The organism is Streptomyces sp. RKAG293 (assembly GCF_023701745.1).
Lineage (GTDB): Bacteria > Actinomycetota > Actinomycetes > Streptomycetales > Streptomycetaceae > Actinacidiphila.
This window is the reverse complement of record NZ_JAJOZB010000001.1, coordinates 8,387,705-8,408,173: the sequence shown is the minus strand read 5'-3', so window position 1 is coordinate 8,408,173 and position 20,469 is coordinate 8,387,705. Positions and strand designations below refer to the sequence as shown.

The following is a 20,469-nucleotide window of genomic DNA, read 5'->3' as shown; positions in this document are numbered from 1 at the left end:
TTGGCCAAATCACCCTTGAGGACGGCAGTTTGCGCCATCTTCGCGTGATGCGTCACCCGGCCGCGCGAGGCCGCTCAGCAGGCGTCCGGCCGTGGCCCACACCCCTTCGGGCCAACGGACACAAGGCCTCGGAAGCAATCACCCGGCCCGCGACGGCTTCGCCCGGGAATGAGTCGGCCATCACACTCGGTAGCCGCGCGGGCGGGGAGCGAATTCCCTGACCCGACCTGCGGAAAGGCGCGGGAATAGACCCGCGGGCGCACCCGTTCACGGTGATAGTTGAATCAGCAACTACATGGATGTGGTGAGCACAGTGCAGTTCGGGATCTTCAGCGTCGGCGACGTCACCGCCGATCCCACCACGGGGGCGACGCCCACGGAGAACGAGCGGATCAAGGCGATGGTCGCCATCGCGCTCAAGGCCGAGGAGGTCGGTCTCGACGTCTTCGCGACCGGCGAGCACCACAACCCGCCCTTCGTGCCCTCGTCGCCGACGACCATGCTCGGCTACATCGCGGCGCGTACCGAGCGGATCATCCTCTCCACCTCGACGACGCTCATCACCACCAACGACCCCGTGAAGATCGCCGAGGACTTCGCGATGCTGCAGCACCTCGCCGACGGCCGCGTCGACCTGATGCTCGGGCGCGGCAACACCGGCCCGGTCTACCCCTGGTTCGGCAAGGACATCCGCCAGGGCATCCCGCTCGCCGTCGAGAACTACGCGCTGCTGCATGAGCTGTGGCGCAACGAGGTGGTCGACTGGCAGGGCACGTTCCGTACGCCGCTGCAGTCCTTCACCTCCACGCCCCGGCCGCTCGACGGCGTTCCGCCGTTCGTCTGGCACGGCTCGATCCGCAGTCCGGAGATCGCGGAACAGGCCGCCTACTACGGCGACGGGTTCTTCGCGAACAACATCTTCTGGCCGAAGGAGCACTACGTACGGCTCATCGAGCTCTACCGGGAGCGGTTCGCCCACTACGGCCACGGCACGCCCGAGCAGGCCGTCGTCGGACTCGGCGGGCAGGTCTTCATGCGCAGGAACTCGCAGGACGCGGTGCGGGAGTTCCGCCCGTACTTCGACAACGCGCCCGTCTACGGCCACGGCCCCTCGCTGGAGGAGTTCACCGACCAGACACCGCTGACCGTGGGCAGCCCGCAGGAGGTCATCGACAAGACCCTGACCTTCCGTGAGACCTTCGGCGACTACCAGCGCCAGCTGTTCCTGATGGACCACGCGGGCCTGCCGCTGAAGACCGTCCTGGAACAGCTCGACCTGCTCGGCGAAGAAGTCGTGCCGGTCCTGCGCAAGGAGTTCGCCTCGGCACGGCCGGCCGAGGTACCCGCCGGCCCCACCCATGCGGCCCTGGTCGCCCGCGCCCAGGCAGCGGACGCGGCCGGCGCCGCCCGAGCCGTCTCAGCCGACTGAAGCGCTCAGGCCGCCCGAAGCGCCAGGCGGCGCCCGGGCGGCCCGAGCCGTCGAACCCGCCGGACCCCTGTTGACCCTCCGGAGAGAAGGAGCCCATGAACACCGTGCATCTCGTCGTCGTCTCGGCCGGCCTGAGCCAGCCGTCCTCGACCCGGCTGCTGGCCGACCGGCTCGGTGAGGCGACCCGGCGCGCCCTGAGCGACCGGGACGAGGACCGTACGGTGACGGTCCGCGTCATCGAACTGCGCGAACTCGCCGCCGACATCGCCAACCACCTGGTGACCGGATTCCCCGGTCCGGCACTGCGGGACGCCATCGAGGCGACGGAACGGGCCGACGGCCTGATCGCCGTGACCCCGATCTTCAGCGCCTCGTACAGCGGCCTGTTCAAGTCGTTCTTCGACGTGCTCGACAACGGGGTGCTGGCCGGAAAACCCGTACTCATCGCGGCCACCGGCGGTACCGCCCGGCACTCGCTCGCACTGGAGCACGCGATGCGACCGCTCTTCGCCTATCTGCGGGCGCTCGTGATGCCGACCGCGGTCTACGCCGCCTCGGAGGACTGGGGCTCGGGCGGGGACGCGACGACGGACGGTCTCGCCGCCCGGATCGCCCGTGCGGCGGGAGAACTGGCCGACCAGCTGGCCGGCCGGCCCGCCGCCGCCCCGGCCGCGTCCGAACAGGTGGTGCCGTTCGCGCAGCAGCTGGCGGCACTCCGGCCGGCCGGCCGCTGACGGCATCCACCCCCTCGATGAACCCACCGCCGGCCGCCCTCTCCAGGGCGGCCGGCGGTCGGGATTCCTCAGGCGGACGGCAGCAGCTGGAACACCGGATGAAGGACGGACTCGGCGGCGAACTCCGCATCCGCCGAATCCTGAGTCACATCGAAGTACGCACGGGTGACCGGGACTTCACGCAGGTACTGGCGCAGCACCGGGACGCTCTCCGCAGGACCCAGCTCGACGGTGCGCAGGTGCTCGGAGCGGCCGCCCCGACTGATGGTGACCTGCCCAGCGGCCCGGGTGTTGTGCACCCAGTTGGTGACTCCGTACGCGGCGACCAGCCAGCGCCGGCCGTCGGACGCCATCACATCGACGGGCGTCGAACGCGGCTCGCCCGACTTCCGGCCCCGGACGGTCAGCAGGTACCGGTACCCCTTGCCGATCCCGAAGCGGGTCATCACCGTGAACACCCGGTTCACCGCCCGCGTACCGGTACCGACCCGATAGCTCTTCGCCATCACCGCTCCTGCTCTCAGCAGAGGTCCAACCGGTCCCGCAGCACTGCGGAACAGACCCCATCACGTTCCTGGATACAAGCACATCCGCGGTCGTGGCATGTCCTGGCGGGTCCCGACGGGTGCGCTGAGCCGTGGTTCAGCCGGCCGCGGGGGTGTAGGTGCCCACGACGGCACTGAGATCGGCCGCGAGTCGCACTTCGGCCGCCCGGAGTTCCGGGTGTTCCAGCCAGTGCAGACGGGCCAGGTCGGGCGCGCCGCCGAACAACGGCGGCCAGGTGCCGGCCGGGGTGAAATCGTCGATGACCACCGTGCCGCCCGGGGCGAGGAGTTGCGACGGCTCGGCCGCGTCGCCGTTCTTGCCCTGGCCGCCGCCATCGAGAACCAACAGGTCGTAGGGCCCGCGGTCCGCGATGCGGCGCCAGTCGGCGTGCAGGATCTCGACCTGATCGCAGCCCTTGAAGACCCCTGCGGCGATACGCGCCCGCTCCAGGCCGCGTTCCACGCTGACGAGCCGGACGCCGTCGGCGGCGCCCGAAGCCAGCCAGGCCAGTCCGACGCCGCACCCCGTCCCGGTCTCGCCGATCGACCGCTGCGCTCCCCCGGCCAACACCTGCAGCAGTCGGCCCTGTTCCGGTCTGCACGAGTACGCGAAGCCATGGCGCCTGGCCGCTGCCACGGCCCGTCGGACGAGCGGTGGCAGGGCGTCGATCTCGTCGTACCCGTCGGTGCCCCGGAGAGACATGGCACGACTATCGCAGCTATCGCGGTGCGTTCTCCGGTTCCTGATCGAAGTCGCCGTCCGACTCCGCAGCGGTGAACGGAAGAAGGGCCGGGGAGAGGAACGGATCCGTCGACGGTCCCGGGGACTGCTGGTTCGGGCTGGATTCCGGGCGGAGCGTTTCGGAGAACAACGAAGACATGGGCACCTTCTGACAATCGGTCCCGTCCGCTGAGGCGGACGGGCAGCGCTACCAGAAAGGTACACGCGTACGAATCGACCGAGATCACACCACGCCGCCGTGGCCGGTCCCCGTCCATTCATGGATCATCGTGTCCGGCCACATTGAAGCGCGGAGGCGACAGCCACGGCGGCTGGACCGACCGCGGGCGTGTCTTCGCGGGAATCCCCATCGGCTGACCTGCCGGAAACGGCCTTCTGACCCCTTGTTCGCCTCGGTGTTTGCCTTGCTGTTTGCCTTTGCGGTCCCTTTGCATTCGCCTTTGCGATCACCAAGTTGACAGGAGCCGCGCAGGCGTTGACGATGAGTGACGCCCCCAAAGCCCGCGTGCCCGAGACCGGTTTCTGACGGTCTCGACGTTCACGCGATGGCGCGGGGCACCGTGCGGACACCGTTGCCTTTGGCGCGCCCGCCGTCATGAACTGTGTGGAGGAATCTGTGATATCCAAGCGCGGACTGGTCGCCGCCACCGCAGCCGGGGCGGGCGCGCTTCTGCTCGCCACCGGTCCCGCCGTCGCCTGCAGCATCGGTGACTTCACTGCGAACGCCGTAGCGGCGTGCGACACGAGCACCGGTACGCCGATGGCTGCGATCACGGTCACGGACAAGGACCCTTCCGGTACCCCGGCCGACATCTCCGTAGTGCTCCGCATGGCGGGACCGGTGGTCGGCACCGTGCACATCGCCCACCCGACCGCCGCGGGTGTCACCAGGAAGATCCTCGTGGAGTGGGCTCCCGGGCGTCAGTGGTACGTCCAGGTGACGGCCGGGAACCTGGTCGCGCAGAACCTGGACGTTCTCCCGGTGTCCCCCGACACCGCCTGCACACTCCCCACGAAGCCGACGACCACGCCGGCGAAGCCGTCGTCGACCCCGACGAAGGCCACGCCCGTCTCCGCGGGGCCGTCCACCACGCGTCCCGCCACACCGTCCCCCGCGGACTCCCCCAGCGCAACCGTCCTCGCGACGACCGGTGGTGGCGGTGACAGCACGACGATCGCGGCGCTCGCCAGCGCGTTCCTCCTCGTCGGCGCCGGCGGCCTGTTCGTCCTGCGCCGCCGTGCCGACACGGGCCGGCACTGACACAGCACCTTCCGAAGCTTCCGACGACACGGCTCGCGGACGGCACCTTCCCCCAGGCCTTCCGGGCGGTGTCATCCGCGAGTGGTTGACTGGTCACTGTCCGTGACTGATCAGTGAGCGGCCGTCAGGCCCTGTCGTCGAGGAGACTCGTATGTCGACGCCTGGGCCGAGACGAACATGGCCGACCCGGTCTTCCGCGCGCAGAACACTCCGGCGGACCGGTCCGTGCGCTACGAGGGCAGCGGAGCCGGCCACGCCACGGTGGTCGTGACCGAGTACTGGGGCGCCGGCTCCCCCACCGAGGTCTGGTACCGGGCGCCACTCGACGGCTCCCGCATCTCCGACCTCACAGGCCCGCCTTCCGCCTGACCCGGATACCCCAACGGCTCTTCGTCAGGTCCCCGGAAGCTGTTCCTGCTCGACGTCATTGACCCCCGGCCGGGGCGCACTGCGGGTATCGAGCTTGTTCCGGCACCCCTCGCCCAGCCCCCACAACCGGGATTCCGGATCGTTCAACGGCCGCCCACAGAGCCGGCACAGCACCCGCGGCCGCCCGGCGACCGGCTCGTCGGAGGTGGCGAAGCCGGGCAGGGTCGCGGAGTCGGAGTCCGGTTCGTGAAGCATGGAAGCAGGTCTATCAGCTCGCGCCCCGGGCCACCCGCAGCAACTGCTCGAAGGCGGTGGGGGTGAGCCGCCGCGGCAGGAAATCCTTGATCTGCCGGGCGCAGTCGAGCGGACCGGCCGCACTGGTGTCGCACTCGACGTCGTAGATGCCATGGGCGTGGACCTGGGCGATCTGGCCTGCGGCAAGACCCGGTGGGCGGTCACCGCGCTCCTGCTCACGTCGTTCCAGTTCCTGCACGGGGCAGTGCACCCCGACCAGGACGACGTCCTCGGGGCGAACAGGTCGAGGCAGTCGAGCAGCCGCCACCGGGCGCTCAGGACGTGGTCCACGACCACGTTGTTCCCGGCGGCCGCCATGCCGGCGACAGCGCGGTGGTACCCCTTCCAGGTGCGTTCGAGCATGGCCGGCAGATGTTCCGGGCCGAAGTTCCGCCGCGATCGCATGGCGTGGAAGGCATCCACCGGCATGTGGAAATACGTTTCGTCAAGGATGGCCAGAAGCTCCTTGGCGATGCTCGTCTTCCCTGAACTCGACGTGCCGTTCAAGAAAATGATCAGCCCGCCGGGCGTCCTCGACACTCCGACCGGGTCGGCGGTCACCTGGGGCCGGGCCTGTGGTGGAGCCGCCATCGTGTCTTCTCCCCCGCTCCGTGCGCTGCTGACGTCCGATCATGATGCCGGTCGGCGCCCCCGGAAGGACAGCGGCGTCCACGATGGATGCCGGCGAGAGCTCGCGGCGACGCCCGAGCGGTCCGGTGACGTGATCACTGGTCACTACTATCTGGCCTATGTCCAGTGACAGCGGGATCGTGGGCGCCGAAACCGGCCTTCCGGCGAAAAGGGTCTCCTGGGTCGAGCTCTACTTCGACCTCGTCTATGTGTACGTCGTCTCCCGGTTGGCGCTCGGCATCGTCAAGCACCCCGACGTCGGCGGCGTCTGGCTGACGGTCTTCCTGTTCGCCGTTCTGTGGTGGACGTGGATCGGCTTCGCCGTGCTCTACAACCGTCACGGCGACGAGGAACGCCGCGGGGAACGCCTGGTGATCCTCGCCGGGACGCTGCCCTGCGCCGTGGCCGGCGCCCAGGTTCCCAACGCGGTGGACGGGCACTATCTCGGCTTCGGCCTGGCACTCGCGGCAGCCCGGTTGCTGCTCGCCGGCGCCCATCTGGCCGAGACCGACCGCGCCCTGAGATGGCGCCCGCTGGACGTGTGGAGCGGTTACGTCGTCTCGGCCCTGGCACTCACCGTGTGGGGGGTGTGGGGCGAGGACCACGTCTGGCTCTTCTGGCTCGTACTGTTCTCGCTCGGCTACGAGGCCGCGCGCCTGCTCGCGCCACGGCACTCGGCCACCGAGCAGCCCGGCGCCGACATCGAGCCGCGGCATCTCGCGGAACGCTTCGGCCTCTTCATGATCATCATGCTGGGGGAGGTCGTCGCCGTGGGGGCCGGGGCGGATCCCGGCACAGGAGAGGACTTCGGCTACTGGTGCGGGCTGGTCGGCGGCCTGGTGCTGGCGGCCGCGCTGTGGTGGATCTACTTCGACGCCGTCGCCGAGGCCGTCGAGCACGCCCTGACCTCGACCGACCGCGTGCTCTCCACCGCCCGCACCCTCTACGCCGGCGGACATCTGCGCCCCGCGTTCGGACTGCTCCTGGTCGCCGCCGGGCTGGAACTCAGCCTGGCGGAGCAGCCGCACGGGCATATCGAGTCGACCGGCTCCTGGCTGCTCACCGTGGGGGTCGCCCTCTATCTCTCCGGCAACCTGCGCTTCTTCCGGCGTCGTCCCGGGAGGACCCGGCGCTACCTCATCGGCGCGTCGGTGACCGCGGCGACCGTCTGCCTCGCCTTCCTCGTCGGCCCGGAGAGGCTCACTCCACGGCAGCTGATCCCGCTGCTCGCCCTGTGGACGATCCTGACGGCCGTGTTCGTCAGCCACCGGCAGCGAACGCACTCTCCGGCGGCGTGACGGCGCCGCCGACCCGACGACCCGCCGACAGCGACAGCCGCAGCCGCAGCCGCAACGAACCGCCGCCCGCCCGGGGGCTTCCGGGCGGGCGGCGGTACTGCGACGACAGGATTCAGGACCGGGCCTAGGGTCTGTCGTCTGGATCTCCGTGGGGGAAGGAGCGGTGTCCGGTGCGTGCAGCTGCAAGGCGGAGGAGGGAGGCGACGCGGAGCGTCGTCGACCGACGACAACGCGGCAGATGTGCGTGCTGGACACCGCGACGCCGCGGAGATCCAGACGACAGACCCTAGTTGAACGGGTCCAGAGTGATGTACGCCTGCTGCGGGTTGGAGTCGTTCACCAGCGACTCGTGGTTGCCGACGTCGTCGAAGGCGAAGGCGTACGCCTTGCCGTCGACCATCTGCGCGTGGATCTTCCGGGCGAAGTGGTTGGTCACCGCGTCCTGGTAGAAGCTCGCCGAGCTCGTGTCGGGCTGGTTCGCGTTGACGAGCAGCGTCGAGCGGTTGTACGCCGCGCACAGGGTGCGGGAGATCGGGCCGCGCACCAGGTCGTTCGGTGCGTCCAGCAGCTTGTAGCAGCCGAAGATGCTGTCGGCGTCGGGCTTCTGGAAGGTGGTGACCACCGCGCCGGAGCTGTTGGTGAAGTTCATGACGTTGCCGGAGACCTTGCCGAAGTACTTGGTGTTCGGCTGGTCGGCGAACGGCGTCACGGTCAGCGTGGAGCTCGCGTACTTGCTCCACACCCGGTTGATGTAGTCGTTCATCACGGTGGCCGGCAGGGCGCCGGACTCGATGCCGTGGCCGGGTGCGAGGGCGCGCAGCACGGTGCCGTCGGAACGGGTCTGGATCAGATTGGCCCAGCCGCCCGGCTGACCGCGCAACGCACTGTAGAAGCCGTTGTATCCGCCGGGCTTGAGGTGGCCGGTGGACTTGGTCGAACCGTTGGGGAGCTTGACGCCGACGGCGTAGGGGGCCGAGAACATGTCGACCTGGGTGCTGTTGATCCACAGCCCGGAGTCGTTGAGCGTGTATTCGGACCAGTTGAAGAGAATGTTGTGGTTCGGGTCGCTGGGGTTCTGCACCGCGGGCTGCACCAGCCCGCCGAGGGCCAGTTTGAAGACGAGCTTCTGCCCGTAGGAGAAGTAGACCCGTCCGGAGAACTTCGGCATCTGGAGCGTCATGGACTTGCCGTTGGCCGGTCCGGTGATCGCGGCGTCCGGCGCCGGGGCGGGGGGATTGGCGCCGCCGGGCCAGGCGTGGAACGTACCGTTCGCGTCGGCCCAGCCCTGCCGGCCCGTCGAGAGCTGGGTCCCGAGGTTGTAGATGTAGATCTGCTCGCCGCGGCCGGAGTTGTTCGTAAAGGTGAGCGGAATCGTCGCCGGTATCGCGGCTCCGGCGGGCGCGATGGGCCCGATGGTGGCGATACCCGTGCCGATGACCGCCGCCGATATCAGCGACACCAACAGCTTCCATTTTTTGGCGAACACGCTTGCTCCTAGCTCTGCATACCACGTGGGGGGAGGTGGGGGGGTCGGGGCCGATACGGCCGGCCCGGGGCCGGCTCCTGGCCGGATGGTCCGGACCATCCGGGCTGAGAGCGCTCTCAGAATGCGAGTGCGGCAGTGCCCTGTCAATGGTCCAGACAGAAACTGCTCCAACTCCGACAAGCCCACCGGGGTTGGATCCCGGTTTGACGAACTGCCCGCCCGGACCGTTAGGTCGACACGGTCGTCGACCCGATCACCAACGCGATCGCCGACGCGATCGACACCCTGCCGAGCATCTACGAAGGAGCCTCACCCGTGGCCAAGCCGATCGTCGGGATCCTCCACCCGGGCAGCATGGGCGCGGCCGTCGCCGCCCAGGCCGCGACCCACGCGGCGACCGTGCTGTGGTGCAGGGCCGGCCGCAGTGAGCGGACCATGGCCCGCGCCACCCGGTTCGGGCTCGAACCCGTCCCGACACCGGCCGAGTTGCTGGACCGGGCCGACATCGTCATCAGCCTGTGCCCGCCGGCCGCGGCCGAGGACGTCGCGCGGGAGGCCGGTACGCACGGGTTCGAGGGCCTGTACGTGGAAGCCAACGCCATCTCGCCGGAGCGCATGGAGCGGATCGTGGGCCTGCTGCCGGAGGCGCTGGTTCTCGACGGCGCGGTGACCGGGACTCCCCCGTCCGGCGGTGAGGCACCGACGCTCTACCTCGCAGGGCTCGCGCCCGCGGCGGCCGTCGTGGAGAAGCTCTTCGCCGGAACGGACGTGACGACCAAGGTGCTCGGGACCGAGGTCGGCCAGGCCTCCGCACTCAAGCTCGCCTACGCGGGGCTTCGGAAGACGTCCCAGGTGCTGGCCGCACTGTCGCTCGGGATGGCGCAGGAGCACGGCGTCGGGCCGGAGCTCATCGCCCTCGCGTCGGGCCTCACCGACTCCCGGCTCGCCGAACCGGGGCACATCGCGGGTACGGCCGCCCGTGCCTGGCGCTGGGGACCCGAACTGGAGGAGGCCGCCGACCTGGCGGCCGCCGCCGGCCTGCCGGACGACATGCTGCGGGCGGCCGCCCGTACCCTCGCCCGCTGGAACGACAGCAAGGACGACGACTCCCTCAGCACGGAGGAGGCCCTGCGGCGGCTTCGCCACGCCTGACCGCCGTCACAGCACCAGGGAGCGGACGCGCGGGTGCGCGGGCGGGCACGAGCACCCCGCCGCCGTCCGCACCGTCAACTGCCCGCCGGCCGCGCCGTTCAGTGGAGTGGGATCGTGAAGTCGTCCTCGACCGGCGGGGCGACCTCCTGCTCGCGGTGGCCGGTGGCCGCGAAGCACCGGATCCTCAGGTCGTGCGGGGTGACGTCCAGGCACAGGAAGCTCTTGAAGAACGGCGGGGTGTAGGTCACCGAACCCGGCGAGAGAACCTGCGTGTAGATCTTGCGGACCGGGAGCCGGAACCACGACCTGCCGTGCGGACGGGAGGGCACCCCGAGAAGGGTGGCGACCAGTCGGGTCCGCAGGGTCACCGCCGCGTTCGTCGTACGCGTCGGGGGAATGCCGAGCCTTTTGGCGATGACCGCCGCCGCCTGCTCGGAGGTCAGTGCGAAGAATCGTTTCATCCGCAACCGCCGACCGTAGAGCCCGCTGTAGAAGGCCAGCGAGTCCCCTCGCAGCGGATAGCAGCGGAAGTCCTGCTCGGTGACTCCGGCGACCGTCACCCGCGGAATGATGTGGGTGGCGTGCATGAACGCTCCGCCGCCTCCGGAGACGATGTACTCGATGGTGCGGCCGTCCACATCCACCGGATAGTGCTGGTAGTTGTGGATGTCACCGCCGATGGCCGCCACATAGTGGCAGTCCGCGTCGCGGACTATCTCATCGACGGTGCCGCCGCCCTCGATGGCGCACGGATGGTATTGGTCGTCCACGTATATCGGTGAACCGGTCACGAGGATCTTGGGCCTGGGGCCCTGGGAGACCCGGCGCAGCCACTCGCCCTGCTCCCGGTCGATCCCGCCCAGCAGCCCGGTGTCGATGCCGATGATCCGCAGCGGCCCCGAGTCGATGGCCCAGTACGGTCCGGGCTGCTCGGACTGTTGCGCGGGGGCGGACCGCAGCGACCGCGCCGCCGCCAGCCGCTGCTCGTCGGCGGCCGCCGGGCTCTTCCACAGCAGCGTCCGCCACCAGCCGGCCGACAGGACCTTCGGGCGGGCGGCCCCGGGCAGCGCCAGTGCCTCGCAGAAGACCCGCATGAATCCCGTCAGGCCGTCGTACCAGTCGTGGTTGCCGGGTATCGCGTAGATCGGCGCGTTGTAGTCCTGGTAGGGCCGGAAGAACTTCGGCCCGTAGTCATTCGCGCTGCCGACGGGGTAGATCACGTCACTCGACAGCACGGCGAACCGGGAGCCCTCGCCCGCCTCCAGCAGCCCGGGAACCACGGCGTACTGGGGCGCGTCGCCCTCGCCGGTGTCCGCGATGAGCATGAAGGAGTACGTCTCCGGGTCGTCCCGCTCGATGACGAGATCCGCCGGGACCCCGCGATCGCGCTGCCCGGCCACCCAGCGCCGTCGTTCGTCGTTGGTCGGGTCGCCGAAGAGGGCGGCCAGCGGTCCGTTGCGGGCGCTCCACAGGGTCGCCGGGTTCAGCCAGGAGAGCTTTTTGACCCGATCGGTCATCAGACTCTCGAAGTGGCCGGGCTCCTGGCCGTGCCATCCGGCACCGGTCGCTGAATCGCGCGAAGAAACTGACACCGGCGCACCCTAGCAACCCCCCCGTCCGGCACACAGATTTGGAGCCGCTACCCGGTTCGGGCGCACGGAGTCGGAGGGTGCGGATGCGGGCGCACGGAGTCGGAGGCGGTCGGATGCTGGCTCGGGGAGTCGCCGGCGGCCGGAGCGACGGCGGGCGCGTGTCCGGACGACGTCCGGCCGGGCCCGCGCCGCGGCTCCCGCGGTTGTCACCGGTCGCGGCTACGCCTCGTCCGCGGCGGCGTAGATGGCGGCCACGTCGAGCTTCTTCATCCCGAGGACGGCCGACATCGCGCGCTGGGCGCGGCCGGGGTCCGAGTCGTTCAGCAGCTCGTCCATCCCGCCGGGGACGACCTGCCAGGACAGTCCGTACTTGTCCTTCAGCCAGCCGCACGGGCCCTCCTCGCCGCCTTCGGAGAGCTTGCTCCAGTAGTGGTCGATCTCCTTCTGGTCGGCACAGTTGATCATCAGCGAGACCGCTTCGGTGAAGGTGAACTCCGGACCGCCGTTGATCGCGATGTACTCCTGGCCGTCGAGCACGAAGGCGACCGTCAGCACCGTGCCCGCCGGCCGCGGACCGGCGTCGTTGTAGTGCGTGATGCTCTTGATCTCCGAATTCGGGAACACGGAGACATAGAACTCGGCGGCCTCCTGGCCCTTGGTGTCGAACCAGAGGTTGGGGGTGATCCGCGGCATGGGACTCTCCTCGCTTCGTCGGTGTTCTGCCCTGCTCCTGTATTGACCGTCGCACCGGTCGAAAGTCATCGCTACTCAGGAAGGAAGAGCGGGAGCACCAGTGGCGGGGCGCGGCCCGCCCCCGACGGGCCGGTCCTCGCCGTTCCCTGCCGCGGCGCCCGATAGCGGCGAGGATGGAAGGACGACCTCGTCAGGAGATGCCATGACCGATGCAGCACACCGTCATGCCGGCCTTCGCCGGTCCGCCGCCGCGCTCCAGGCCGAGCTGGTGGCACTGCGCCGGGCGCTCCACCGGGAGCCGGAGATCGGACTGGACCTGCCGCTGGCGCAGGCCAGGGTGCTGGCCGCGCTGGAGGGACTCCCGGTGGAGATCACCCTCGGCAAGCAGCTCAGCTCCGTCACAGCCGTGCTGCGTGGAGCGCTGCCGGGACCTGTGGTGCTGCTGCGCGGGGACATGGACGCGCTGCCGGTGCAGGAGTCCGGCGACGTGCCGTACGCCTCCGCCGTGGCCGGGGTGATGCACGCCTGCGGCCATGACCTGCACACCGCGGCGCTGGTCGGCGCCGTGCTGCTGCTCTGCGAGCGGCGCGACGAGCTGGCGGGGACGGTGGTGTTCATGTTCCAGCCCGGCGAGGAGGGCCTGGGCGGCGCCCGGCTGATGATCGAGGAAGGTGTGCTGGAGGCGGCGGGGAGCAGGCCCGTCGCCGCGTACGCCCTGCATGTCGCCGCCTCGCAGCTGCCCAACGGCTGGGTCGCCACCCGGCCCGGCCCGATCATGGCGGCGGCCGACACCCTCACCGTCACGATGCACGGACGCGGCGGGCACGGCTCCAGCCCCCATCTCGCCCTGGATCCGATCCCGGCCGCCTGCGCGGCCGTCACCGCACTGCAGACCATGGTGACCCGCCGTTTCGACGCCTTCGATCCGGTCGTGGTCAGCGTCGGCAGTTTCCACGCCGGTACCGCGGAGAACGTCATCCCCGACGAGGCGGTCTTCGGTGCCACCATCCGCTCCTTCTCACCGGAGGCGCGGGCCCGCGTCCTGGAGGAGGCGCCCCTGGTCGTGCAGGGAATCGGCCGGGCACACGGGCTGACGGTGGAGGCGGTCGTCACCGAGGGCTATCCGGTCACCGTCAACGACCCCGAGGAGATGGCCTTCGCGGCCGAGACGGCCCGCCAACTCCTGGGAGCGGACCGCTACCTCGACATGCCACGCCCGGTCGCCGGCTCCGAGGACTTCGCCGTCGTCGCCGAACTCGTCCCCTCGGCCTATCTGATGCTCGGCGCCTGCCCCGCCGACCGCGACCCGTCCACCGCCGCGTACAACCACTCCCCGCAGGCCGCCTTCGACGACTGCGTCCTGGGCGACGCGGCGGCACTCCTCGCGGAACTCGCGCTGGGCCGGACCGTCAGAGGCTGAGCGCCCGAGTGGCGGATTCGGGTGACGGATCGTCCGCGGCCCGGCAACTCGCCGACGACCGACGGGTTTCGGTTCCCGTTGTCGGGGACACGGAATGGCGACTGTCCGGGCAACGGGAGCCGTGACAACGGACGACGACGGCCCCGCAGCTCCAGGAGAGCGGCGGGGCCGTCGTAGGACGAGACGAGTACGGGTTTCAGTGCGCCTTTTCGTACGCCTCGCGAACCGCCGCGGGGACGCGCCCGCGGTCGTTCACGTCATAGCCGTTCTCCTTGGCCCAGGCCCGGATCTTGGCGGTGTCCTCGGAACCGGCGCCGGCGAGCTTGCGCGGTCCGTTCGCGCCCTTGTTCCGGCCGACCTTGTGTCCGGCCGCAATGAAGGGGTTCAGCGCTTCGAGAAGAGAGTCGAAGCTGTCAGGGGCGAGGTCGATTTCATAGACAACGCCATCAACGGCGAACGTGTGAGTGGCCGCCTCCGCCGACTCTTTGCCGGTGAGGTCGTCGGTGTAAATGGTTACGATTTTCTGAGCCATAGGCCGCAGATTAGCAGTAGTGCGGGGGGTCGTATAGAAATCACTTACCGTCCGCTCGTGTGTACGGACGGGTAGCACGACCGAGCGATCCGGCGCTCCGCCCGGGCCGCTATAAGGGCTCGCTCCGACTCCGCATAGCGCCCCACCGGGAGTTCACGGACGGCCGGCCGAACTATGCGGGAAGCGCGGGGAGTACGTAGGCCCGCACAAAGTGCGTTTCCACCCGAGCATGGAGCAGATGCCCAGCGACGGCCTTATCGCCTGCTACCGCCAGAACGGCGTGAATGTGAACGTCGCCGTTCCGGATCTCCCCCGTTCCGCCCAGTTCGGCGGGACAGGTGTAGTACGTGCGCTCATCCTTCGTGGCGTCGGTCCCGGACATCGTCGAGACGGTAAAAGCGTCCACCGCGCCGATCAGGGACACGATGGCCCCGTCCGCGATGCCCGCGGATGCCGCCTGGTCCGCTATCGACTCCATCAGCTCGCCGCTGCGTACCTCGAATACGTGCATACGATCACTCCCCAGCGCAATGCGGGCTCAGGACCCGGAGCCTATCGGCGCGTCCCGCGGCCGCGGGTGGATTTCCTCCGGCAACGTGGCCGCACCGCTTCAAGGCTTCTTCCCGCCTCCTCTTGGCCTCCTCCCGGCCTCTTCCCGGAGAATCGACGGCTCACGCGATCGGATCGGCATCCCTTTCCGGGCGGTCGCTCGGAGCGCCGGCCGATTCCCGCCACTCCGCGCGCAGCATCCCGAACAGCACGTTGTCGTACCACTCCCCCGCCACCAGCACGGCTTCCCTTCGCCGGCCCTCCTCCCGGAACCCGGCCTTCGCGAAGGCGCGGACGGCCCGCTCGTTGCCGCTCCAGGTGTCGAGTTCGACCCGGTGCAGCCGGCAGGTGCCGAAGAGATGCCGCACGAGCAGGCGCAGCGCTTCGGTCCCATGTCCCCGGCCCCAGCAGTCCCGTTCACCGATGGTGATGCCGACCGTGGCCCGTCCCGCGAAGGGGTCGAGGTCGCGGTAGTCGGCCATGCCGATCGGCCTGGCGTCGACCAGGTCCTCCACGGTGAAGACCCGTGAGTCGGCGGGGTCGAGACCCAGCATCGTGTCGAAACCGCGCTCGACGGCGGCCCGGGTGACGGGGCCGAAGCGCGGATTGCCGCCGGTGGCCCAGTGCACCACCTCGGGGTCGTTGCGCCAGCGGACGTGATGGTCCAGGTCCTCCGCGTGCAACGCGCGGAGTCTCACCAGGTTTCCCTCGATCATCGGGGAATCCTAGGTCGTTCGTGGAAGCCGGGCACCGACCCTGGACAGATAGTCGTCGCGCAGATAATCTATGGATAGATTAACCAGTCGAGGAGGCCACCATGTGGGAATACGAGAGCAGCATCGAGACCGGCGCCACCCCCCAGGCGGTCTGGCGGCTCTGGGCGGACGTCGAGAACTGGGGCGCCTGGAACGCCGAGATCGAGAAGATCGAGATCAGCGGCCCGTTCGCACCCGGCGCGCGGATCACCATGACGCCGCCCGGGGACGACCCGGTACTGCTGGTCGTCGCCGAGGCGGTCGAGGACGAGATGTTCGTCGACGAGGCCCGGTTCGGCGATCTGTTGCTGCGGACAACACACCGGATCGAGCGGCTCGGCCAGGACCGGATCCGTGTGGTGTACCGGATGGAGATCAGCGGCGCCGGCTCCGACGCGGCGGGACCGCAGATCGGCCCGGGCATCACCGCCGACTGGCCCGACACGCTGGCGTCGCTGGCCGCCCTGGCCTCGCGGGGCTGATGGCGCCACGACGGAAGGACTCCGCGACCCCGGCCGGCGTCCGACCCCGTGCCCGATGGAAACCGCGACCCCGGTCCGTCCCGCCGCTCCGCCGGAGCGGCGGGACCGCGCCTCGTCCGCCCGCCGCCCGGCGGCCTTCAGACGGCGGGCAGCAGGACGGGGAGGGCGGGCATCAGGCCTGCGAGGTGAAGACGTCGTACGCGCCCTGGTCGAACAGCACGAACCTGGCCTCGGTCACCGCCGTCTCCGCCGCTCCGACCGTCGCCAGCGCGATCCGCGCCCCGTCGTCCATGGGCCACCCGTAGACCCCGGTGGAGATCGCCGGGAAGGCCACCGTGCGTGCTCCCAACTCGTCGGCCACCCGCAGCGACTCCCGGTAGCAGGACGCCAGCAGGTCGGAACGGTCCGCGTCCGGCGACCAGACCGGGCCGACGGTGTGGATCACCCAGCGTGCGGGCAGCCGTCCGGCGGTGGTGGCCACGGCCCGGCCGGTCGCCAGCCCCTTCCCGTAGTGGGACGCCCGCAGCGCACGGCACTCCGCCAGGATCTCGGGCCCGCCCTTGCGGTGGATCGCCCCGTCCACTCCCCCGCCGCCCAGCAGCGAGGAGTTGGCGGCGTTGACGATCGCGTCGACGTGTTGCCCGGTGATGTCGCCGAGGGCGAAGGTGATGGTGATCATGAGGCATCCTCCCATCGGTGTCGACGCCCGGACCGGCCGGCCAAGCGTCCCTGGCGGAGTGCCTGGCGTGACCCGTCCGGCGTGTCCACCGAGACGGGCGGGCGACGTCCCCAATTCGCCAGGCAGTGCCAGGGTCTCGGCCCTTGTGGTGCCTGTGCTTTGGCATGATCCTGGCTGGTGACAACGCGGGGTGCACAGGTGATCTCCCTTGGTGATCAGCGCGATTGCAGCCCGCCAGGGCCCGGCCCTGGCCCGGACGGTGTGATCCGCCGGGCCCGGCCGCCCTGGTGACGAGCCGTCTCCGACGGCCTCGCCCGTTGTGAGGTACCGCGCCGCGGTGGATCCAAGGGCCCCTCCGGTGCCCGCCGCCACGGGGCGGAACGAGGGGGGAGATCCGCATGTACACGTTTGTCCGCGCCAGAGATTCGCATCCCGGCAGGCGCCAGAGGTTCACCGCACTGGCCGCGTCGGCCGCCCTGGGCCTCACCGGCCTCACGGCGCTCGCCGCCCCAGCCCACGCGATCCCGGCGGGTGCCACGACCGCCTACGTCGCCAACGCCAGTGACAACACGGTGTCGGCGGTCGACACCGCCACCAACACCGTCATCGCCACCATTCCCGTCGGGTTCGGCCCCCAGGGCGTGGCGGCGGCACCGGACGGTGCGCATGTCTACATACCCAACGTCGGTTCCAACAACGTGTCGGTCATCGACACCGCCACCGACTCCGTCGTCGCCACCACGCCTGTGGGCTCGAGCCCGACCGCGGTGGCGGTCTCACCCGACGGCGGCCATGTGTACGCCGCCAACCTGAGTTCCAACTCGGTGTCCGTCATCGACACCGCCACCAACACCGTCACCGCCACGGTCGCCGTCGGCACCGGCCCTGACGCGGTGGCGATCACCCCGGACGGCGCCCACGCCTACGTCACCAACAGCGGTTCCGGCGGCAGTGTGTCCGTCATCGACACCGCGACCGACACCGTCACCGCGTCCATCGCGGCCGGCGCCTTCCCGATCGCCGTGGCCATCACCCCGGACGGCGCCCACGCCTACGTCGCCGCCCTCGGTGACAGTGCGCTGGCGGTGATCGACACGGCGACCAACACCGTCACCAGCACCCTCCCCACCGCCGCCGCACCGTTCGCGGTGGCGATCTCAGCGGACGGCGCGCACGCCTACATAGCCAACGCCAACGCCAACTCCGTGTCGGTTCTGACCACCGCGACCAACACCTTCACGGGTGACATCCCCGTCGGCTCCGGCCCGCAGTCGCTGGCGGTCACCCCGGACAGCGCCCACGTGTACGTCGCCAACCTCGGCTCCAACACCGTCTCCGTCATCGACACCGCGACCGCCGCGGTCACCACCACCACCGCGGTCGGCCGCAACCCGATCGGCGTGGCGATCGGTACGACCGTCGCGCCCGTTCCCCCGCCCGTCGTGACCGGGGTCAGCCCCGACACGGGCCCGCCCGCGGGCGGCACCAGCGTCACCATCACCGGCACGGCCCTCTCCGACGCCACCGCGGTCACCTTCGGCGCCGGGCACAACGCCACCGCCGTCACCTGCTCGCCGACCTCCTGCACCGCGGTCGCTCCGGCCGGCACGGTCGGCACGGTGGATGTACGGGTGACCACCGCGGCCGGCACGAGTGCCGTCGGTGCCGCGGACCACTTCACCTACGCCGCCGCCGATGTGAGTGTGGCCCTGGCGGCCAGCCCGGCGCCGGGACTGCTCGGCGGGAAGATCAACTACACGCTGACCGTCACCAATCACGGTCCCTCCACACTGACCTCCGCCGCCGTCACCGCGGCTCTGCCCACTCCGATGACCGCCACCTCCAGTGACTGCGGTGTCAGCGCGGGCCACATCAACTGCACCGTGGGAACGCTGGCCTCCGGCGCCGCCACCACGCGCCACTTCACCGTCCCCGTCGGCCTGTTGTCGCTCAACCTGCCCTACAGCGTCACCGCGACCCGCACCGCCAGTGCGCCGGTCGACCTGAACTCCGCCGACAACAGCGCCACCCGCACCTGCACCGTCATCACCTCGCTGATCATCAGCTGCTCCTGATCAGTGACGCACGACCCGGCCGGCCGGCCGATCGTTCAGCCGGCCGGCCGGGTCGTGCCCCGACCGATCACCCGGGGAGATCGGTGTGGTGTCGTTGGTAATGGCGCGCGACGCGGGCGCGGTTGCCGCAGTTCGCCGAGCACCATTCCCGGCGGGGGTGGGCCCGTACGAAATACAGCACGCAGCCGGGAGCCCGGCAGGCCCGCAGTGCTTCCCGGTCCGGTCCGGCGAACAGCTGGACGGCCTGTTCCCCGATCCGTGACAGAGCTGCCGCCGCCGCGGTGCCATGTGCCGGTGCACCGGCTGTGGTGAGGGACGGCGTTCCCCCTTCCGGCCACACCAGCCGCGACCACTCGGGCGCGTAGGCGCAGGCCCGGTTGACCGCCTCCACCGCCGCCGCGAGATCGGGGGCCGCGGCGGCCGCCGCCGGGCGTGGGTCCTCGGTGACGACGGCCGCCATCCTGCGCAGCGCGTCGCGCAGCCGCTGATAGCGGTCCACGAGCGGCGCCAGCGGCGACGGCCCGGAAGCCGCGGCCCGCTCGTCCAGGGCGAGCGCGGGCTCGAAGCGCGGGGCCACGGCTCGCAGCCATCGCGCCAGGTCGTCGGTGTCGGCCAGCGCGTCATGGAGACCGTCCCGGTCGGCCCAGACGGTGTTCATCAGCTCGACCGGCAGCGGCTCACCGAGCAGCGGCGCGCCGGGCTGCGGATCCGAGGTGTCCATGGTCCCGACTGTAAACCCCTTCCTAATGGTTTTCCAAGCCATCAGCCATTTGGAAGGACGGGTCGCCGGAGAGGGTCCGCGTCTGGCGTCCGCTCCCGGTCCCGCACCTGGTGTCCGCTCCTGGTCCTGCGCCTGGTCCCGCGCCGGGTCCCGCGCCGGGTGTCCGCTCCTCGTCCGCCTCCGTCACAGGCCGTAGACGCGGGTGGCGGTCCCGGAGAAGACCGCCTCGCGCTCGGCCGGGCCGAGGGTGCCGGTCAGCTCCCGTGCGGTGTCGACGACCTGGGCGTACGAGCCCGCCAGCCGGCACACCGGCCAGTCCGACCCGAACATCAGCCGGTCCGGACCGAACGCGTCGAGCACCGTGTCCGCGTACGGTGCGAGACCGGCGGTCGTCCAGGTGCCCCAGTCCGCCTCGGTGATCATGCCGGAGAGCTTGCAGACGGTGTTGGGCAGGGTGGCCAGCTGCCGCACGGCATCGGCCCAGGGGCGCAGTTCACCGCTCGCGATCGGCGGTTTGCCGAGATGGTCGAGGACGAAGGTGAGCTCGGGCCGCAGCTCGGCGGCCGTGTACGCGGCGGGCAGCTGGTGCGGGAGGACCACCAGCTCGTAGACGAGTTCCGCGGCGGCGACGGCCGCCAGCCCGTGCAGGACGTCCTGGCGCAGCAGCCACCGTGGATCCGGCTCGCTCTGCACCTGGTGCCGGATGCCGACGAGGCGGTCGCCTCCCGGCAGGACCCGCAGAGCGGCGAGGGTGTCGGCGATGCCCGGGTGGGTCAGGTCGGCCCAGCCCACCACCCCGGCGACCAGGTTGTCGCCGTTCGCGAGCGCCAGCAGCTCCGGCGTCTCCCCCGGGACCGTGACCGTCTGGACCACGACCGTCGCTTCGACTCCAGCGGCACGGGCCTCGGGCTCCAGGTCCGCCAGGACGAAGTTCCGGCGCAGCGGGGCCAGCGCGTCACCCGTGATCCAGTCCTGATCGCGGACCGCCAGGTCCCACAGGTGGTGATGGGAGTCGACGATGCGCATCCGGG

The 20,469-nt window shown here is 70.4% G+C and carries 21 protein-coding genes and 1 pseudogene; 9 read left to right on the top strand and 13 right to left on the bottom strand.

Translation table 11 applies throughout. The features are described from left to right. Positions 1–313 precede the first annotated feature (313 nt). Together LNW72_RS37075 and LNW72_RS37070 are read left to right on the top strand one after the other, a co-directional pair. Positions 314–1,429, top strand: a complete 1,116-nt coding sequence (locus tag LNW72_RS37075) for an LLM class flavin-dependent oxidoreductase (RefSeq protein ID WP_250980457.1) — start codon at positions 314–316, stop codon at positions 1,427–1,429. A 95-nt stretch (positions 1,430–1,524) separates the two neighbouring features. Then, positions 1,525–2,163, top strand: coding sequence for an FMN reductase (locus tag LNW72_RS37070; protein WP_250979413.1), 639 nt, complete (start codon positions 1,525–1,527; stop codon positions 2,161–2,163). A gap of 68 nt (positions 2,164–2,231) precedes the next feature. Here LNW72_RS37070 and LNW72_RS37065 read toward each other — a convergent pair whose 3' ends face one another. Both LNW72_RS37065 and LNW72_RS37060 read right to left on the bottom strand, forming a co-directional pair. Continuing rightward, positions 2,232–2,669 (bottom strand): nitroreductase family deazaflavin-dependent oxidoreductase, encoded by a 438-nt coding sequence (locus tag LNW72_RS37065; RefSeq protein ID WP_250979412.1) that lies wholly within the window; start codon positions 2,667–2,669, stop codon positions 2,232–2,234. Positions 2,670–2,805: 136 nt separating this feature from the next. After that, entirely contained in the window at positions 2,806–3,411 is a 606-nt protein-coding gene (locus tag LNW72_RS37060) for a class I SAM-dependent methyltransferase (RefSeq protein ID WP_250979411.1), read from the bottom strand. A 655-nt stretch (positions 3,412–4,066) separates the two neighbouring features. On the opposite strand from LNW72_RS37060, the gene LNW72_RS37055 reads away from it, so the two are divergent. Together LNW72_RS37055 and LNW72_RS37050 are read left to right on the top strand one after the other, a co-directional pair. Then, positions 4,067–4,711, top strand: coding sequence for a hypothetical protein (locus LNW72_RS37055; protein WP_250979410.1), 645 nt, complete (start codon positions 4,067–4,069; stop codon positions 4,709–4,711). Between the two features lie 177 nt (positions 4,712–4,888). Next, positions 4,889–5,080 (top strand): hypothetical protein, encoded by a 192-nt coding sequence (locus LNW72_RS37050; protein ID WP_250979409.1) that lies wholly within the window; start codon positions 4,889–4,891, stop codon positions 5,078–5,080. Between the two features lie 24 nt (positions 5,081–5,104). Here LNW72_RS37050 and LNW72_RS37045 read toward each other — a convergent pair whose 3' ends face one another. Further along, a complete protein-coding gene (locus LNW72_RS37045) occupies positions 5,105–5,335 on the bottom strand; it encodes a DUF6011 domain-containing protein (RefSeq protein WP_250979408.1) in 231 nt (76 codons plus the stop codon). Between the two features lie 13 nt (positions 5,336–5,348). Next, positions 5,349–5,965 (bottom strand): annotated as a pseudogene (locus tag LNW72_RS37040) (chloramphenicol phosphotransferase CPT family protein). Positions 5,966–6,123: 158 nt separating this feature from the next. On the opposite strand from LNW72_RS37040, the gene LNW72_RS37035 reads away from it, so the two are divergent. Further along, positions 6,124–7,302, top strand: a complete 1,179-nt coding sequence (locus LNW72_RS37035; RefSeq protein WP_250979407.1) for a low temperature requirement protein A — start codon at positions 6,124–6,126, stop codon at positions 7,300–7,302. A gap of 286 nt (positions 7,303–7,588) precedes the next feature. On the opposite strand, the gene LNW72_RS37030 is transcribed toward LNW72_RS37035, so the two are convergent. Further along, positions 7,589–8,755: a glycoside hydrolase family 64 protein gene (locus LNW72_RS37030; RefSeq protein ID WP_285371086.1), complete on the bottom strand. Its 1,167-nt coding sequence runs from the start codon at positions 8,753–8,755 to the stop codon at positions 7,589–7,591. Positions 8,756–9,103: 348 nt separating this feature from the next. Between LNW72_RS37030 and LNW72_RS37025 the strand changes: the two genes are divergently transcribed. Continuing rightward, a complete protein-coding gene (locus tag LNW72_RS37025) occupies positions 9,104–9,940 on the top strand; it encodes a DUF1932 domain-containing protein (RefSeq protein ID WP_250979406.1) in 837 nt (278 codons plus the stop codon). A gap of 98 nt (positions 9,941–10,038) precedes the next feature. Here LNW72_RS37025 and LNW72_RS37020 read toward each other — a convergent pair whose 3' ends face one another. Beyond that, positions 10,039–11,532 (bottom strand): metallophosphoesterase, encoded by a 1,494-nt coding sequence (locus LNW72_RS37020; RefSeq protein ID WP_250979405.1) that lies wholly within the window; start codon positions 11,530–11,532, stop codon positions 10,039–10,041. Between the two features lie 219 nt (positions 11,533–11,751). Further along, the gene (locus LNW72_RS37015) at positions 11,752–12,225 is read right to left on the bottom strand and encodes a VOC family protein (protein WP_250979404.1); all 474 of its coding nucleotides are present in this window, start codon (positions 12,223–12,225) and stop codon (positions 11,752–11,754) included. Positions 12,226–12,427: 202 nt separating this feature from the next. Here LNW72_RS37015 and LNW72_RS37010 point away from each other — a divergent pair, with 202 nt between their 5' ends. Then, positions 12,428–13,645 carry a M20 family metallopeptidase gene (locus LNW72_RS37010; RefSeq protein ID WP_250979403.1) on the top strand — a complete coding sequence of 406 codons (1,218 nt, stop codon included), beginning with the start codon at positions 12,428–12,430 and terminating at the stop codon, positions 13,643–13,645. Between the two features lie 196 nt (positions 13,646–13,841). Here the strand turns inward: LNW72_RS37010 and LNW72_RS37005 are convergent, their stop codons facing one another. The 3 genes from LNW72_RS37005 to LNW72_RS36995 all read right to left on the bottom strand — a co-directional run bounded on the left by LNW72_RS37005 (position 13,842) and on the right by LNW72_RS36995 (position 15,442). Beyond that, the gene (locus LNW72_RS37005) at positions 13,842–14,177 is read right to left on the bottom strand and encodes an Lsr2 family protein (protein ID WP_250979402.1); all 336 of its coding nucleotides are present in this window, start codon (positions 14,175–14,177) and stop codon (positions 13,842–13,844) included. A gap of 172 nt (positions 14,178–14,349) precedes the next feature. After that, positions 14,350–14,688, bottom strand: coding sequence for a PCC domain-containing protein (locus tag LNW72_RS37000; protein ID WP_250979401.1), 339 nt, complete (start codon positions 14,686–14,688; stop codon positions 14,350–14,352). Positions 14,689–14,848: 160 nt separating this feature from the next. Further along, the gene (locus tag LNW72_RS36995; RefSeq protein ID WP_250979400.1) at positions 14,849–15,442 is read right to left on the bottom strand and encodes a GNAT family N-acetyltransferase; all 594 of its coding nucleotides are present in this window, start codon (positions 15,440–15,442) and stop codon (positions 14,849–14,851) included. Between the two features lie 101 nt (positions 15,443–15,543). On the opposite strand from LNW72_RS36995, the gene LNW72_RS36990 reads away from it, so the two are divergent. After that, positions 15,544–15,963 (top strand): SRPBCC family protein, encoded by a 420-nt coding sequence (locus LNW72_RS36990; protein ID WP_250979399.1) that lies wholly within the window; start codon positions 15,544–15,546, stop codon positions 15,961–15,963. A 172-nt stretch (positions 15,964–16,135) separates the two neighbouring features. Here the strand turns inward: LNW72_RS36990 and LNW72_RS36985 are convergent, their stop codons facing one another. After that, entirely contained in the window at positions 16,136–16,642 is a 507-nt protein-coding gene (locus LNW72_RS36985; protein ID WP_250979398.1) for an O-acetyl-ADP-ribose deacetylase, read from the bottom strand. Positions 16,643–17,040: 398 nt separating this feature from the next. Between LNW72_RS36985 and LNW72_RS36980 the strand changes: the two genes are divergently transcribed. Then, positions 17,041–18,717: a beta-propeller fold lactonase family protein gene (locus LNW72_RS36980; RefSeq protein WP_250979397.1), complete on the top strand. Its 1,677-nt coding sequence runs from the start codon at positions 17,041–17,043 to the stop codon at positions 18,715–18,717. Positions 18,718–18,784: 67 nt separating this feature from the next. On the opposite strand, the gene LNW72_RS36975 is transcribed toward LNW72_RS36980, so the two are convergent. Continuing rightward, the gene (locus LNW72_RS36975) at positions 18,785–19,438 is read right to left on the bottom strand and encodes an ABATE domain-containing protein (RefSeq protein ID WP_250979396.1); all 654 of its coding nucleotides are present in this window, start codon (positions 19,436–19,438) and stop codon (positions 18,785–18,787) included. Between the two features lie 183 nt (positions 19,439–19,621). Continuing rightward, on the bottom strand, positions 19,622–20,464 hold the full coding sequence (locus tag LNW72_RS36970) for an amidohydrolase (RefSeq protein ID WP_250979395.1): 843 nt from the start codon (positions 20,462–20,464) through the stop codon (positions 19,622–19,624). Between the last annotated feature and the right edge of the window lie 5 nt (positions 20,465–20,469).

Excerpts from the sequence above, each read along its gene's own strand:
- LNW72_RS37070 (WP_250979413.1), top strand. The coding sequence starts at position 1,525 with ATGAACACCGTGCATCTCGTCGTCGTCTCGGCCGGCCTGAGCCAGCCG.
- LNW72_RS37065 (WP_250979412.1), bottom strand. The coding sequence starts at position 2,669 with ATGGCGAAGAGCTATCGGGTCGGTACCGGTACGCGGGCGGTGAACCGG.
- LNW72_RS37060 (WP_250979411.1), bottom strand. The coding sequence starts at position 3,411 with ATGTCTCTCCGGGGCACCGACGGGTACGACGAGATCGACGCCCTGCCA.
- LNW72_RS37050 (WP_250979409.1), top strand. The coding sequence starts at position 4,889 with ATGGCCGACCCGGTCTTCCGCGCGCAGAACACTCCGGCGGACCGGTCC.
- LNW72_RS37045 (WP_250979408.1), bottom strand. The coding sequence starts at position 5,335 with ATGCTTCACGAACCGGACTCCGACTCCGCGACCCTGCCCGGCTTCGCC.
- LNW72_RS37035 (WP_250979407.1), top strand. The coding sequence starts at position 6,124 with ATGTCCAGTGACAGCGGGATCGTGGGCGCCGAAACCGGCCTTCCGGCG.
- LNW72_RS37015 (WP_250979404.1), bottom strand. The coding sequence starts at position 12,225 with ATGCCGCGGATCACCCCCAACCTCTGGTTCGACACCAAGGGCCAGGAG.
- LNW72_RS37010 (WP_250979403.1), top strand. The coding sequence starts at position 12,428 with ATGACCGATGCAGCACACCGTCATGCCGGCCTTCGCCGGTCCGCCGCC.
- LNW72_RS37005 (WP_250979402.1), bottom strand. The coding sequence starts at position 14,177 with ATGGCTCAGAAAATCGTAACCATTTACACCGACGACCTCACCGGCAAA.
- LNW72_RS37000 (WP_250979401.1), bottom strand. The coding sequence starts at position 14,688 with ATGCACGTATTCGAGGTACGCAGCGGCGAGCTGATGGAGTCGATAGCG.
- LNW72_RS36995 (WP_250979400.1), bottom strand. The coding sequence starts at position 15,442 with ATGATCGAGGGAAACCTGGTGAGACTCCGCGCGTTGCACGCGGAGGAC.
- LNW72_RS36990 (WP_250979399.1), top strand. The coding sequence starts at position 15,544 with ATGTGGGAATACGAGAGCAGCATCGAGACCGGCGCCACCCCCCAGGCG.
- LNW72_RS36985 (WP_250979398.1), bottom strand. The coding sequence starts at position 16,642 with ATGATCACCATCACCTTCGCCCTCGGCGACATCACCGGGCAACACGTC.
- LNW72_RS36980 (WP_250979397.1), top strand. The coding sequence starts at position 17,041 with ATGTACACGTTTGTCCGCGCCAGAGATTCGCATCCCGGCAGGCGCCAG.
- LNW72_RS36975 (WP_250979396.1), bottom strand. The coding sequence starts at position 19,438 with ATGGACACCTCGGATCCGCAGCCCGGCGCGCCGCTGCTCGGTGAGCCG.
- LNW72_RS36970 (WP_250979395.1), bottom strand. The coding sequence starts at position 20,464 with ATGCGCATCGTCGACTCCCATCACCACCTGTGGGACCTGGCGGTCCGC.